Raw genomic sequence first — 13,582 nt, forward strand, 5'->3', positions numbered from 1 at the left:
GGTTAATCGGCCGTTATGAGCACGCGGGCCTTCATTACCGGTGTATCCGGAACGGAACTAACCGCCGCCGAGCGGGAGTTTATCCGTGCCGAACGCCCATGGGGCTTCATCCTCTTCAAGCGCAATGTCGCGACGCCGGCTCAAGTCGCTGCGCTGGTTGCGGAATTGCGGTCGGTTGCGGACGCGGCTGACGCGCCTGTCCTGATTGACCAGGAGGGGGGCCGGGTGCAGCGGCTGGGCCCGCCGCACTGGCCGGTCTATCCGCCGGGCGCGATTTTCTCGACCTTGTACGACGCTGATTCGGTCCTTGGATTGGCGGCTGCGCGCCTCAGCGCCCGGCTGATTGCGTCGGATCTCACCGATCTCGGCATTACCGTGGATTGCCTGCCGCTGGCTGACGTGCCGGTGCCGGGGGCCGATGGCGTCATTGGGAACAGGGCTTACGGCACTGAGCCGGGCAAGGTCGCCGCGATCGCGCGCGCGGTCACCGAGGGCCTGGAGCAGGGCGGCGTGCTGCCCGTTCTCAAGCACATTCCCGGTCATGGACGCGCCACCGCCGACACCCATTTCAAGCTGCCGACGGTCGATGCCCCGAGGGACGAACTCGACCGGACCGACTTTGCGGCGTTCAAGCCGTTGGCCGACCTGCCGATGGCCATGACTGCACATGTTGTGTTTAGCGCGGTCGACCCCGCCCATCCGGCGACGACTTCTGCGACAATGATCACTCAGGTGATTCGCGGCGTGATCGGGTTCCAGGGTTTGTTAATGAGTGATGACGTGTCGATGAACGCGCTGTCGGGGAATATCGCCGAACGGACCCGCGCCATCTTCGCGGCCGGCTGCGACATGGCCCTGCATTGCAACGGCAACATCGAGGAGATGCGCGAGGTCGCCGGCCAGACACCTGAGCTGTCCGGCACGGCGCTGGCGCGGGCGAAGGCCGCACTTGCGTCGCGCAAGGCACCGCAGCGGTTCGACCGGGCGGCCGCACGCGCCGAACTGGACGCATTGATCGCACGGGCAAACACGGCATCCGCATGACCGCAGAAATCCTATCGTTTGAAACCGGGCGGCCTGCAGAGCTCGCCGAGGGTGAGCCGGCGCTGGTCGTGGACGTCGAGGGCTATGAGGGCCCGCTCGACCTGCTGCTCGCGCTGGCGCGGCAGCAGAAGGTCGATCTCGCCAAGATCTCGATCCTGGCGTTGGCCGACCAGTACCTCCACTTCATCGAAGCCGCGCGAAAGATCCGGCTTGAGCTTGCCGCCGATTACCTCGTGATGGCGGCTTGGCTCGCCTTCCTGAAGTCGCGCCTATTGCTGCCGGAGCCGCCGAGTGCGGAAGGCCCGAGCGCCGAAGAGATGGCGACCGCACTCGCCAACCGCCTGCGCCGGCTGGAAGCCATTCGCGAAGCCGCCAACCGGCTGATGAACCGGCAGCAATTGCTGCGCGACATCTTCCCGCGCGGCGAGCCCGAGCAGATCGCCGAGATCAAGCACCCGAAATACACCGCGACGCTGTACGACCTGCTCACTGCCTATGCCGCGCAGCGCCAGTCGCGCGTGCTGGCGAGCGTGCATCTGGCCAAGCGCACGGTGTGGTCGCTCGCCGAGGCGCGCGCCACGCTGGAGCGGCTGGTCGGCAGCATCAGCGAACAGGACGACTGGGGCGTTCTCGACGACTTCCTGGTCCGCCACGTCGCCGATCCGACGCAGCGCGCGACGGTGTTCGCTTCGAGCTTTGCCGCCGCGCTCGAGCTGGTGCGCGAAGGTCAGCTCGAGCTGAACCAGAAAGAGGCGTTCGCGCCGATCTATTTCCGGAAGGGGCGCCCGAAACCGGTCGTGGACGCAGCTCCTGCGCCTGATGCGCCGGTCGGTTAAGTGCAAGAAGGAGAAGCTGCCATGGCAAGCCTGGCTGAAGTGCGGGTAGAAGAGGCCGAGCCGATGGAGAACGAGTCCCAGGCACGTCCTGAAGAGCTGCGGCTGCTGGAAGCGCTGCTGTTTGCTTCGAATGAACCGCTGGACACCGCGACGCTGGCCAAGCGCATGCCTGATGGCGTTGACGTCAAGGCCGCGCTCGAACAGCTCCAGGCAGACTATGCCTTGCGCGGCGTCAATCTCGTGCGTGTCGCCAACAAATGGACCTTCCGCACCGCCGGCGATCTCGCCTGGCTGATGACGCGGGAGAGCACCGAGACCCGCCGCCTGTCGCGTGCCGCGATCGAGGTACTGGCGATCATTGCCTATCACCAGCCGGTGACGCGCGCCGAGATCGAAGAGATCCGCGGCGTCGTCACCTCGAAAGGCACGCTCGACGTGCTGCTGGAAACCGGCTGGATCAAGCCGCGCGGTCGTCGCAAGACGCCCGGCCGCCCCTTGACCTTCGGAACCACCGAGGACTTCCTGTCGCAGTTCACCCTGGAACAGCTTGGCGATCTGCCGGGCCTGGAAGAGCTGAAGGGCACGGGCCTGCTGGATTCGCGCCTGCCGACTGGATTCAGCGTGCCGACCCCGTCGGATGACCCGCAGCTGCGCGAGGACGAGGATCCGCTGGAACCGGGCGAGGACCTGGATCTGGCGCTGGCGCCTGCGGTCGAGCCCGAGACGCCGGAAGGCGGCAATGAGGGCGGCGAGGGTGGCAGCGAGGACTGACGTCCCGGCCGTTAAGAGAGGCCCCCTGCGACCAGTTAACACTGGCAAGATTACGTAGCGCCAACAGCGAATTGGCGCTGCCTTGGTCCTTGTTTTTGAGGCCTGCCGCGCCTAGGTTTCGGGAAGATCGGCCGGGTCCCCGGCCAAGTGTGTTTGGAGGGTTGCAGGATGGGTTCGCTTAGCATTTGGCACTGGATCCTGGTGATCGCAGTCGTCCTGCTGCTGTTCGGCCGCGGCAAGATTTCGGATCTGATGGGCGACGTGGCGCAGGGCATCAAGGCCTTCAAGAAGGGCATGCAGGACGACGACAAGGTCGCCGACAAGCCTGAGCCGGCCAAGTCGATAGAGCACAACACCGCGCCGCCGACCGCGGCCCGGTCCGACGTCGGCAGCAAGGCCGTCTGAGCAGGCGTACGCGAGACGCGGGTGACGGCGCCGATCCTAAGCGCGAAGGATTGGGCCGGTCGCGGCTGGCGTGAACGGAAGACCTCATGTTCGACATCGGGTGGAGTGAACTGGTCCTGATCGGGGTCGTGGCCCTGGTCGCCATCGGCCCGAAAGAGCTGCCGGGCGTGCTGCGCATGGTCGGGCAGTGGATGGGCAAGGCCCGCAAGATGGCTGCCGAATTCCAGGGCCAATTCCAGGAAGCGATGCGCGAGGCCGAAATGGCCGACCTCAAGAAGAGCTTCGACGAGGTCAAGGAAGCCGCTTCCGGCTTTGCCGGCAACAACCTGATGACCTCGCTCCAGAAGGATGTCAGCGACGCGCTCCGCGTCGATGCGCTGGACAAGCCGGCCGAAACCTCCACGACCTCGGCCGTCGAAACGCCGGCGACTTCAAGCGAAACGCCGGCGATTGCAAGTGAAGCGCTGGCGATTTCAAGCGAAACGCCGGCGACACCGACCACGCCGGAGGCGCCGACGCCCGAGACCTTCGTGGAGGCCGAGGCGCATGCGGCCGTGAACGAGCCGCTCGCGATCACCCGCGAGGTCGAGCAGGCTCAGGTCATGCAAGACACTGCGCCATCCGAGGCGATCAAGGACGTCAAAGCGTCATGAGCGACGCCGATATCGAGGCCAGCAAAGCCCCTCTGATGGACCACCTGATCGAGCTGCGGTCGCGGCTGATCAAGGCGCTGCTTGGCTTCGGCGTGGCCTTCATCTTCTGCTTCTTCTTCGCCAAGCAGATCTACAACGTGCTGGTCTGGCCGTTCGTGTGGGTCGCGGGTCCCGAGAATTCGAAGTTCATCTACACGGCGCTGCTGGAATATTTCATCACCCAGCTCAAGCTCGCGTTGTTCGGCGCCGGCTTCATCTCGTTCCCGATCGTCGCGACGCAGATCTACAAGTTCGTCGCGCCCGGGCTCTACAAGCACGAGAAGCAGGCCTTCCTGCCGTATCTGGTCGCGACCCCGTTCTTCTTCGTGCTGGGCGCGGCGCTGGTCTATTTTGTGGTGCTGCCGATGCTGGTCCGCTTCTCGCTCGGCATGCAGCAGGCCGGCAGTGACGAGACCGCGCAGATCCAGCTGCTGCCCAAGGTCGGCGAATATCTGTCGTTGATGATGTCGCTGATCTTCGCCTTCGGCATCGCCTTCCAGCTTCCGGTGATCCTGACGCTGCTTGGCCGCATTGGAATCGTCACCTCGAAAATGCTGCGCGAGAAGCGCCGCTACTTCATCGTCATCGCCTTCGTCATCGCAGCCGTGCTGACCCCGCCGGACGTGCTCAGCCAGTGCTCGCTGGCGATTCCGTTGCTGGCGCTCTACGAGGGCTCGATCATCGCGGTCGGGATGGTGGAGAAGAAGGCGGCGGCGTCGCAGGCCGCAACCGGGACCGACGTGTCGACGCCGCCCAATCCGGCGGAGTAGGGCTAGGGTTCGCTGTCATTCCCCGCGAAGGCGGGGAATCCAGTACGCCGTGGCCTATCGAGGAATCACCGCAGTCTCTGGAATACTGGATCGCCGGCTTTCGCGGGCGATGACAGCTGTGCTAGGGGGAGCCAGCCATTTGCAATCTTGCAAACCTTCAATTTGCAAGCTTGCAACAAGCCCCAGGACCACGGCCATGCACGACATCAAATCGATCCGCGACAATCCGCAAGCCTTCGACACCGGCCTTGCCCGCCGGGGCCTGAAGCCGTTGTCGGGCTCGCTGCTCGCGATCGACGAGAAGCGGCGGGCGGCAATCCTGGCCTCGGAGCAGGCGCAGGCGCGGCGCAATGCGGCCTCCAAGGAGATCGGCGACGCCAAGAAGGCCAAGGATGACGCGCGCGCCGCCAAGCTCATGGCGGAGGTCGCCGAGCTCAAGACCACGATGCCGCAGCTCGAAGCCGTTGCGAAAGCCGCCGACGAGGAGCTCGCCACGGCGCTGTCGGCGATCCCCAATCTGCCGCTCGGCGAAGTGCCCGACGGCGTCGACGAGCACGGCAATGTGCAACGCCATGTCTTCGGCAACCGGCGCAACTACGCGTTTGCGCCCAAGCCCCATGATGATCTCGGCGGCGCGCTCGGTGACATGGATTTCGAGACGGCGGCAAAGCTCTCCGGCGCGCGCTTCGTCGTGCTGAAGAAGGGGCTGGCGCGGCTCGAACGCGCGCTCGGCCAGTTCATGCTGAATCTGCACATCGACGAGCACGGCTATACCGAGATCAATCCGCCACTGCTGGTCCGCAACGAGATCATGTTCGGTACGGGACAATTGCCGAAATTCGAGGACGACCAGTTCTGGGCGATCAAGGGCGAATTGCTCGCCGCACCCGATCTGGAGCGGCTGCGGACCGAGCGTCTCGGCATCATTCCGACAGCGGAGGTGGCGCTCACCAACCTCGTTCGAGAATCCATCCTCGATGAGAAGCAGCTGCCGATGCGGTTGACTGCGCTGACGCCGTGTTTTCGCGCGGAGGCGGGCGCCGCAGGACGTGATACCCGAGGCATGATCCGCCAGCACCAGTTCACCAAGGTGGAGCTGGTGTCGATCACGACGCCGGAGACCAGCAAGGACGAGCATGAGCGGATGCTGGCATGTGCCGAGGAAGTGCTGCGCCGGCTCGATCTGCATTACCGTGTGATGACGCTTTGCACCGGAGACATGGGCTTTTCGTCGCAAAAGACCTATGACATCGAGGTCTGGATGCCCGGGCAGGGCGAGGGCGGCGCGTTCCGCGAGATCTCGAGTTGCTCGGTCTGCGGTGACTTCCAGGCCCGCCGCATGGACGCCCGCTCGCGCGGTCCGGACGGCAAGCCACGATTCGTGCACACGCTGAACGGCTCCGGCACCGCGCTCGGCCGCGCACTGATCGCCGTGATGGAGACTTATCAACAGGAGGACGGCTCGATCGCAGTCCCCGACGTGCTCCAGCCCTATATGGGCGGGCTGAAGGTGGTCGCGCGCGAGTAGCGCGTTTTCGAGCGAAGTCGATACCGGTTCGCGTCAAGAAAACACCTCAAACAAGATAAAAATCTGGACTCACGTTCCGATTCTATCGGAACGGGAGTTCAGGGCGTGCTGCCCGGCTGTCACGCAGAAACGTTTGGTTGCGAAGATCGGGCGGCTGGTTATTCTGCCGGCCACCCGACAACACGAACTCACTGTTCATGGCCTTGCACCGCGACATCTTCTGGGTCGGCAGACAATGGGCGGTGACAGGTGCCGGTATCCAGGCTGTCGATCAGCGTCTGCGTGGTGTGCTCGACATCGCGATCGCGCGGCTCTGGGATGACGATCTCGTGTGCAGCCGGCGGGCCAAGCCCGGCGTGAATGCTGCGGATTTCGACAAGGCGCTGACCGTGGCGCGCGAACGCTTTCCGCAGACGCCGGAGCCGGACCCGATCCTCGCGCATATGAAGGCGCTCGGGGTGATCGAGGCCCCGGTCGTGAGCCTGGTGGTGCCGGCGATGAAGCTGCGTGCGGAAGGCAGGCTCGCGCGCTTCCTGCCGCAATGGCGGATCCGCAGGTAGCAGGACCAGGCCGGGAACCCGCCGCCGGCCCCAGTCGGCCGGTTTGCCTGATCGGCCCCGGCCGGATAAGACGGTTCAGACCCGCTTCAGGAATCGACCCCCGGCATGCGCATTCTCTGCACCAATGACGACGGCATTCACGCCCCCGGCCTCAAGGTCGTGGAGGAGATCGCACGTGCATTGTCCGACGACGTCTGGGTCGTGGCGCCCGAACTCGACCAGTCCGGCGTGTCGCATTCGCTCTCGCTGAACGATCCGCTGCGCCTGCGCGAGGTCGGACGAAACCACTTCGCGGTGCGCGGCACGCCGACCGACTGCGTCATCATGGGCGCGCGCCATATCCTCGGCACCAAGCCACCGGACCTCGTACTGTCCGGCGTCAACAAGGGCCGCAACGTCGCCGAGGACGTGGTCTATTCCGGCACCATCGCCGGCGCGCTGGAGGGCACCATCCTGGGGCTGCCGTCTTTCGCCCTGTCGCAGGAGTTCAGCGTCGAGACGCGCGAGCACCCGCTTTGGGACACCGCGCTCAAATTCGGACCCGACATCCTGCGCAAGGTGATCGCCGCCGGCATCCCGAAGGACACCGTCATCAACGTCAATTTCCCGGCCTGTACGCCGGAAGAGGTGCTCGGCATTCGCGTCACGCGCCAGGGCAAGCGCAATCTCGGCTTCCTCAGGATCGACGAGCGCAGGGACGGCCGCAACAATCCCTATTTCTGGATCGGCTTCGAGCGTGCCGCGATGATGGATACGCCTGCCGAAGGCACCGATCTGGCGGCGCTGCGCGAGCGTTATGTCTCCGTTACGCCGCTCCGGCTCGACCGCACCAATGAGGCGTTTTCCGAAGCGCTGAGCGCGACGCTGAAGTAATCGCTAGCCGCCGCGAAGGGCGGCTTCGATGGTCTTGCTGAGCGCGTCGAGCTGGAACGGCTTCTGCAGCGCCGGCCGGTCGCGGTACTGCTCGGGCAGACCGGAGGAGCCGTAGCCGGTGGCGAAGATGAACGGGCACCCCTTCGCCTTGATGACATCGGCGACCGGAGAGATGACCTTGCCGTTGACGTTGACGTCGAGGATGGCGATGTCGAACTCGGTCGCCTGGGCGAGCCGCAGGGCCTCGGTGATATCGCCGGCCTCGGCAGCCACCTGGTAGCCGAGCTCTTCGAGCATATCCGCGACCATCATCCTGATCATCACCTCGTCCTCGACGAGGAATACGGAGCGGCCCGATGGCCCGGTCGCGGTCATAGTCGTTGAGTCCTTGCCCATTTGCGGAAAACGTTCGCAGATAACGCGAATCGACGCAATGCGCGTTTCGGCGAGCGGACACCTGAAAATGGTCTTTGCAGCCAACCCGTTGCAAGCCGATTTATGGTCCAATACCGCGCCCGAAAGGCTATCATGGGTTCCTGGGTAGGAACAGGATTCCCGCCCCGGGTCTTAACGAGACAAGTGGCCCCGGACCCGACGAAACGATAAGCAGCAATGACCTCCGATCAGCACCCGCCGGAAAAGATGATGTTTCAGCTCTCGCTGAGGCGCCGCGGCATCAGCGATCAGGCGGTGCTGCGGACCATGGAGGAGGTGCCGCGCGATCTGTTCGTCGAGGAGACCGATCGCGACGCCGCCTATCGTGACAGCGCGCTGCCGATCGCCTGCGGGCAGACCATCAGCCAACCCTTCGTCGTCGCCTACATGACCGAGCAGCTCCAGCTCCAGAAGAAGCACCGCGTGCTCGAGATTGGCGCCGGCTCGGGCTATCAGGCCGCCGTGCTGTCGCGGCTCGCGGGCCAGGTGCTGACCGTCGAGCGCTACCGCAAGCTTGCGGAGGCGGCACGCGCCCGGCTTGAAAAGCTCGGCTGTCACAATGTCGAGGTGATGCTCGGCGACGGCCTCAACCTGCCGGCCAATATCGGCCCGTTCGACCGCATCATCGTGACCGCCGCGATCGAGCAGCTTCCGGAGAACCTGGTCGAGCGGTTGGAGGTCGGCGGCATCCTGATCGCGCCCATCGGCCCGCACCATGGTGTGCAGACGCTGGTCCGTCTCAGCCGGACCGAAGCCGGGATCGAGCGCAAGGAACTCGTCGAGGTCCGCTTCGTGCCGGCGCTGCCCGGGGTGGCGCGGGAACTCTAGATTTCCGGATCGGCTGTGCTGCCAACATCTTATGGGAGGGTTAAGCCGTTATTTACTCGCGACGTGTTTACTTAAAAGATCAGTTCTGTTGCGTACGAGTGAGTAACCATGTCTGTTGTCGCCGAGTTGCTTTACTCGCGCCGCGTGCCGCAGGTTGCGGTCTTGGCGCTGATCTCGTTCAGCTTTGCAGGGTGCAGCGCCGACATGCAGTCGCGGCTGTCCCAGTCGAACTTCTCCAACCCCTTCTCGTCTGATCAGACCGGTACGGTGCAGCAGGCGCCGCCGCAGCAGCGTGAGCTGCCGCAATATTCGCGGCCGCAGACGCAGCCCGGTTATTATCAGTCGCAGCCCTTGCCGCCGCCGGCGGTCTCCGCGCCGCAATCCTATCCCGTTGCGGGAGGTGGTGGCGTGTCCGGAGGCGGCCGTGGCGTCAGCTCCTACGCGTCCCCGGCGCAGCCGCATCTGGAGACCACGGCCACCGTGCCGCCGCGCTCGGTCGCCGCCGCCCAGGCGGCCGGCGGGACCAAAATCATCGTCGGCACCAGCGACACGCTCGACGTGCTCGCCAAGCGCTATCGCGTCACGCCGCAGGCGATCCTCGCCGCCAACGGCTACAAGGGCCCGCGCGCGCTCTCGCCCGGTCAGCAACTGATCATCCCGCATCCGGCCACAGCCGCTGCGCCCGCACCGGCGATGGCTCCTGTCGCGGCGGCTCCCGCGATGGCGCCTGCTGCGAAGCCGGTTGCAGTCGCAGCGCCGCCGAGCACGCACTTCGTCAATCACGGCGACACGCTCGCCAGCATTGCCCGCAAGAACCATATCTCGTCGGCTGAGCTTGCCCGTGCCAACGGCCTCGATCCGTCGGCCAAGCTCAAGCTCGGCACCAGGCTGACCGTACCCGGTGCCAAGACCGCTGCCCTTGCGGTGCCGGTTGCCGCTGCTCCCGTCGCCGGGACGCTGCAGCCCGTTGCGGTTGCTCCCGCACCCGCCACCAAGATGGCCGCTGTCGCCGCACCGGTGCAAAGCGCGCGTCTGGCCCAGGCCACGGCCAATGTCGAAGAGAAGGCCGCGGAGGCTCCGGCGAAAGCTGCGGAGACCACCAGCGCGCTGCCGACCTTCCGCTGGCCGGTGCGCGGCAAGGTGGTCACGACCTACGGCGCCAAGACCAATGGCAAGTCCAATGACGGCATCAATCTCGCGGTGCCCGAGGGGACGCCGGTCAAGGCGGCTGAAGACGGCGTCGTCGCCTATTCAGGCAACGAGCTCAAAGGTTACGGCAATCTGGTCCTGGTTCGGCACTCCAACGGCTACGTCACCGCATATGCCCATGCGAGTGAGCTGATGGTGAAGCGCGGCGATACCATCAAGCGCGGTCAGGTCATTGCCAAGTCGGGTCAATCCGGGGAGGTGGCGTCGCCGCAGCTCCACTTCGAGATCCGTAAGGGATCGAGCCCGGTTGACCCGCTTCAATTCCTGAACGGGGCGTGAGGCGCGGGCCCGGAGTAGGGCACGCGATCACCACGCGTATGCTGTCATCGCCCGCCTTGTGCGTATTGCGCACTGGAGCGGGCGATCCAGTATTTCAGAGGCGGCGGTCGCCAAGCCGAGAAACTGCCTCGAACCGTGGCGTACTGAGGCTTTTGTGTCCGGACAATCAATTATCGAAAAACAACCCCATGCAAAGTAGCCGATGGCTGCCGGTGGCATGTCCTAATGTTCTGAATCTGCTTCGGTTTCGATGGCGCAGCGGACATGGCAGCGCTTGCTGGCGACCCAGCGCCGTCGTGACCCGATCAGGACCCTTGATCTAGATCAACCGGGAAGTCTGGCGTTCCGTATCCGTAGCGGCGCAGGCCAATGACGCTCGGGTCCGGAGATCGGCATGAAGCTGGCTGATGCGAAATCGTCGCCTGATTCCGGACAATCGGTCCAGCATCCAGCAGGTGAGGGGATGCTGTACGTGCCAAACGGCACGTTTCGCATGGGTTCGGATCGGCACTATCCGGAGGAAGCGCCGGTCCACCGCGTCACCGTGGATGCGTTTTGGATGGATTGCCATCCAGTGACCAACCGGCAATTCAAGGCGTTCGCCAAAGCTACCGGCCACGTCACCGTTGCCGAGATCACGCCCGATCCAAAGGACTATCCGGGAATACTCCCGCACATGGTCTATGCGGGCTCGCTGATGTTCTCTCCGCCCGCTTATCCGGTCAGTCTCCGGGACTTCAGCCAGTGGTGGACCTTCGCCAAAGGCGCGGACTGGCGGCATCCCTACGGGCCGGGCAGCGACATCCGTGGGCTGGACGATCATCCCGTCGTGCATGTGGCCTTCAGCGATGCGCTCGCCTACGCAAAATGGGCCGGCAAGGATTTGCCAACCGAGGCGGAATGGGAATTCGCGGCGCGCGGCGGGCTGGACGGCGCCGAGTTCGCATGGGGGGATGAATTTGCGCCCGGGGGCCGTCACATGGCCAACACCTGGCAGGGCGAATTTCCACGCCAGAACACCAGGGACGACGGATACGAACGGACATCGCCGGTCACCGCATTTCCGCCGAACGGTTACGGGCTGCACGATCTGATCGGCAACGTCTGGGAATGGACGTCCGACTGGTACTCGCCTCGGCATGAGGCTGACGCAGCAAAAGCCTGCTGCATTCCAGAGAACCCGCGCGGCGGCCGCGAGGCCGATAGCTACGACCCCAGAACGACCAACGTCAAGATTCCACGCAAGGTCATCAAGGGCGGCTCGCATTTGTGCGCGCCGAACTACTGCCGACGCTACCGGCCGGCAGCGCGACACGCGGAGCCGGTCGACACATCCACGAGTCATCTTGGATTTCGGTGCATCAGGCGAGGAGCCTCTGACGCATCATAACGGGAGAGCGACGTCATGTTGAATTGCATATTCGATGACAAGCTGTCGACCGCAACGCCGCACAAGACGCCCAGTTGTCACAAGAGGTCCTGCGCCTCGCTGCTTGGCGCGACGATGTTGATGTCGCTGTCCGGAACAGCCAGCACTCCGGCGACCGCACAGCCGGCGCAAAAGCCCAACATCCTCTTCATCATGGGTGACGACATCGGCCTGTACCAGCCAAGCATCTACCATCGCGGATTGATGGTCGGGGAGACGCCCAACATCGATCGCATCGGCAATGAAGGCGCGATATTCACGCATTATTATGCCGAGCAGAGCTGCACGGCAGGGCGGAACGCTTTCTTCACCGGCATGCACCCGTTGCGCACCGGTATGATCCCCCCACAACTGCCCGGCAGTCCGTCCTATCTGCGGCCCGGCACCCCGGCGCTCGCCAAGTTCCTGCTCGATCTCGGCTACAACACCGGCGAGTTCGGCAAGAACCATCTCGGCGATCACACCGACGCGCTGCCGACCGCGCATGGCTTCCAGGAATACTGGGGCTATCTGTATCACCTCGATGCGATGCAGGGCGTGAGCTTCCCGGACATCAACAAGTCCCCCACCCAGCAGACAGTTGCCCCGCCATGCAAGAATACGCCGATCCCCGGCATCCCGGAGGTACCGGGCGCGGTCGATCCGAAAACGTCGGTTTGCCTGACGCCTCCGCGCAACGTCCTGTCGTGCAAGTCGGATGGCACATCCAGGACTCAGCAGTGTATCGACCAGGGCCCGCTGACGCTCGAGCGATCGAAGGGGGTCGACGAGGAAATCTCGGCCAAGGTCGTCGACTTCATCGATCGCAACGATCCGAAGACGACGGGTAAGCCGTTCTTCGTCTGGTACAACCCCGCGCGTATGCACATCACGACCGTGCTGAATGACAAGTACGCGGCCATGGTCGGCGAGCCCGGCGGCAAGGACTGGGGCCTCAACGAGGCCGGCATGAAGCAGCTCGACGATAACATCGGCGTGGTGCTGAAGAAGCTCCAGGACATGGGCCAGCTCGACAACACGATCGTGGTGTTCACGACCGACAACGGTGCCGAAACCATCACCTTCCCGGACGGCGGCACAACTCCGTTCAAGGGCGGCAAGCTGAGCACCTGGGAAGGCGGCATGCGCGCTCCGGCGCTCGTTCGCTGGCCCGGGGTTATCAAGCCCGGCACCATCAAGAACGACATCTTCGCTTCGCTCGACTGGCTGCCGACGTTTGTCAACATCGCGGGCGGCGCAAAGGGAGATGCGCTGAAGAAGCGCATCGAGGCCGGCCAATATCCCGGCATCGTGAAGACGACGCTCGATGGCGTCGATCAGACCGAATACCTCTCCGGGCGTTCGGAAACGTCGGCGCGCGATACCTTCTTCTACTATTCGGGCAAGGACCCGTCGGCCGTCCGCTACAAGAACTGGAAGATCTACTTTACGATGGTCTCCGACGCGCCGCAGGGCTTCATTGCCGGCGCGCTTCCCTATCACTGGGCCCAGGTCGTCAATATCAAGCGAGACCCGTTCGAGACCTCCATTGGTTCACAATTCAAGACACTCATAGGCGTGGGCGGCTCAATCGGCAATCCTTCCACAGCCTACATCTATGACTGGAACATGCTGCCCATCGGGCAGGCGCTGTGGCTGAAGGAACTCGAGAGCTATATTGCTTACCCACCGCTGCAGGACCCGGCGAGCTACAACCTCGATCAGGTGCTGCAACAGGTCAAGCAGGCCAAAGTTGCCGGTCGCAGCGACTAGCTGCGTGAGACGAACGGGATCTGACGAAGCGGGCGCCCCACGACGGGGGCGCCCGCCAACGGAATTGCGAGCAAAGTGATAACGGCCCGCGCGGGCCGGTCGGCACCTCCACAAGCCATTTCGGCTTCCGATGCATCAAGCGAACAGAACAAATTGCATCACAACGGAGAG

14 protein-coding genes are annotated in these 13,582 nt (G+C 64.3%); 13 read left to right on the plus strand and 1 reads right to left on the minus strand.

Translation table 11 applies throughout. The features are described from left to right. Positions 1–15: 15 nt before the first annotated feature. The 9 genes from nagZ to surE all read left to right on the plus strand — a co-directional run bounded on the left by nagZ (position 16) and on the right by surE (position 7,479). Positions 16–1,044 carry a beta-N-acetylhexosaminidase gene (gene nagZ / locus OWC48_RS05065; RefSeq protein WP_282518984.1) on the plus strand — a complete coding sequence of 343 codons (1,029 nt, stop codon included), beginning with the start codon at positions 16–18 and terminating at the stop codon, positions 1,042–1,044. Continuing rightward, positions 1,041–1,880 (plus strand): ScpA family protein, encoded by an 840-nt coding sequence (locus OWC48_RS05070; protein WP_028152462.1) that lies wholly within the window; start codon positions 1,041–1,043, stop codon positions 1,878–1,880. The genes nagZ and OWC48_RS05070 overlap by 4 nt, the downstream gene beginning before the upstream one ends. Before the next feature lie 21 nt (positions 1,881–1,901). Next, the gene (gene scpB, locus OWC48_RS05075; protein WP_063983111.1) at positions 1,902–2,651 is read left to right on the plus strand and encodes an SMC-Scp complex subunit ScpB; all 750 of its coding nucleotides are present in this window, start codon (positions 1,902–1,904) and stop codon (positions 2,649–2,651) included. A gap of 168 nt (positions 2,652–2,819) precedes the next feature. Continuing rightward, a complete protein-coding gene (locus OWC48_RS05080; protein ID WP_282518985.1) occupies positions 2,820–3,056 on the plus strand; it encodes a twin-arginine translocase TatA/TatE family subunit in 237 nt (78 codons plus the stop codon). 86 nt (positions 3,057–3,142) lie between these two features. Continuing rightward, positions 3,143–3,709: a Sec-independent protein translocase protein TatB gene (gene tatB, locus OWC48_RS05085; protein ID WP_282518986.1), complete on the plus strand. Its 567-nt coding sequence runs from the start codon at positions 3,143–3,145 to the stop codon at positions 3,707–3,709. After that, complete coding sequence (tatC, locus tag OWC48_RS05090; protein ID WP_014495053.1) at positions 3,706–4,518, plus strand: twin-arginine translocase subunit TatC; 813 nt, start codon at positions 3,706–3,708, stop codon at positions 4,516–4,518. The genes tatB and tatC overlap by 4 nt, the downstream gene beginning before the upstream one ends. A 196-nt stretch (positions 4,519–4,714) precedes the next feature. Then, positions 4,715–6,046, plus strand: a complete 1,332-nt coding sequence (serS, locus tag OWC48_RS05095; RefSeq protein ID WP_282518987.1) for a serine--tRNA ligase — start codon at positions 4,715–4,717, stop codon at positions 6,044–6,046. Positions 6,047–6,243: 197 nt separating this feature from the next. Then, positions 6,244–6,606, plus strand: a complete 363-nt coding sequence (locus OWC48_RS05100; RefSeq protein WP_282518988.1) for a hypothetical protein — start codon at positions 6,244–6,246, stop codon at positions 6,604–6,606. A gap of 105 nt (positions 6,607–6,711) precedes the next feature. Then, a complete protein-coding gene (surE, locus tag OWC48_RS05105) occupies positions 6,712–7,479 on the plus strand; it encodes a 5'/3'-nucleotidase SurE (protein WP_282518989.1) in 768 nt (255 codons plus the stop codon). Positions 7,480–7,482: 3 nt separating this feature from the next. On the opposite strand, the gene OWC48_RS05110 is transcribed toward surE, so the two are convergent. Next, on the minus strand, positions 7,483–7,854 hold the full coding sequence (locus OWC48_RS05110; protein WP_282518990.1) for a response regulator: 372 nt from the start codon (positions 7,852–7,854) through the stop codon (positions 7,483–7,485). Positions 7,855–8,091: 237 nt separating this feature from the next. On the opposite strand from OWC48_RS05110, the gene OWC48_RS05115 reads away from it, so the two are divergent. From OWC48_RS05115 to OWC48_RS05130, 4 genes are all read left to right on the plus strand, one after another. Further along, positions 8,092–8,742 (plus strand): protein-L-isoaspartate(D-aspartate) O-methyltransferase, encoded by a 651-nt coding sequence (locus OWC48_RS05115; protein ID WP_282518991.1) that lies wholly within the window; start codon positions 8,092–8,094, stop codon positions 8,740–8,742. Between the two features lie 108 nt (positions 8,743–8,850). Beyond that, a complete protein-coding gene (locus tag OWC48_RS05120) occupies positions 8,851–10,230 on the plus strand; it encodes a LysM peptidoglycan-binding domain-containing M23 family metallopeptidase (protein ID WP_282518992.1) in 1,380 nt (459 codons plus the stop codon). Between the two features lie 394 nt (positions 10,231–10,624). After that, positions 10,625–11,620, plus strand: a complete 996-nt coding sequence (locus OWC48_RS05125) for a formylglycine-generating enzyme family protein (RefSeq protein ID WP_282518993.1) — start codon at positions 10,625–10,627, stop codon at positions 11,618–11,620. A gap of 120 nt (positions 11,621–11,740) precedes the next feature. Then, positions 11,741–13,411, plus strand: coding sequence for an arylsulfatase (locus tag OWC48_RS05130; RefSeq protein WP_282519572.1), 1,671 nt, complete (start codon positions 11,741–11,743; stop codon positions 13,409–13,411). Positions 13,412–13,582 lie beyond the last annotated feature (171 nt).

Origin of the sequence: Bradyrhizobium sp. Arg816 (assembly GCF_029989365.1) — a bacterium.
GTDB lineage: Bacteria > Pseudomonadota > Alphaproteobacteria > Rhizobiales > Xanthobacteraceae > Bradyrhizobium.

Excerpts from the sequence above, each read along its gene's own strand:
- nagZ (WP_282518984.1), top strand. The coding sequence starts at position 16 with ATGAGCACGCGGGCCTTCATTACCGGTGTATCCGGAACGGAACTAACC.
- OWC48_RS05070 (WP_028152462.1), top strand. The coding sequence starts at position 1,041 with ATGACCGCAGAAATCCTATCGTTTGAAACCGGGCGGCCTGCAGAGCTC.
- scpB (WP_063983111.1), top strand. The coding sequence starts at position 1,902 with ATGGCAAGCCTGGCTGAAGTGCGGGTAGAAGAGGCCGAGCCGATGGAG.
- OWC48_RS05080 (WP_282518985.1), top strand. The coding sequence starts at position 2,820 with ATGGGTTCGCTTAGCATTTGGCACTGGATCCTGGTGATCGCAGTCGTC.
- tatB (WP_282518986.1), top strand. The coding sequence starts at position 3,143 with ATGTTCGACATCGGGTGGAGTGAACTGGTCCTGATCGGGGTCGTGGCC.
- tatC (WP_014495053.1), top strand. The coding sequence starts at position 3,706 with ATGAGCGACGCCGATATCGAGGCCAGCAAAGCCCCTCTGATGGACCAC.
- serS (WP_282518987.1), top strand. The coding sequence starts at position 4,715 with ATGCACGACATCAAATCGATCCGCGACAATCCGCAAGCCTTCGACACC.
- OWC48_RS05100 (WP_282518988.1), top strand. The coding sequence starts at position 6,244 with ATGGCCTTGCACCGCGACATCTTCTGGGTCGGCAGACAATGGGCGGTG.
- surE (WP_282518989.1), top strand. The coding sequence starts at position 6,712 with ATGCGCATTCTCTGCACCAATGACGACGGCATTCACGCCCCCGGCCTC.
- OWC48_RS05110 (WP_282518990.1), bottom strand. The coding sequence starts at position 7,854 with ATGACCGCGACCGGGCCATCGGGCCGCTCCGTATTCCTCGTCGAGGAC.
- OWC48_RS05115 (WP_282518991.1), top strand. The coding sequence starts at position 8,092 with ATGACCTCCGATCAGCACCCGCCGGAAAAGATGATGTTTCAGCTCTCG.
- OWC48_RS05120 (WP_282518992.1), top strand. The coding sequence starts at position 8,851 with ATGTCTGTTGTCGCCGAGTTGCTTTACTCGCGCCGCGTGCCGCAGGTT.
- OWC48_RS05125 (WP_282518993.1), top strand. The coding sequence starts at position 10,625 with ATGAAGCTGGCTGATGCGAAATCGTCGCCTGATTCCGGACAATCGGTC.
- OWC48_RS05130 (WP_282519572.1), top strand. The coding sequence starts at position 11,741 with ATGTCGCTGTCCGGAACAGCCAGCACTCCGGCGACCGCACAGCCGGCG.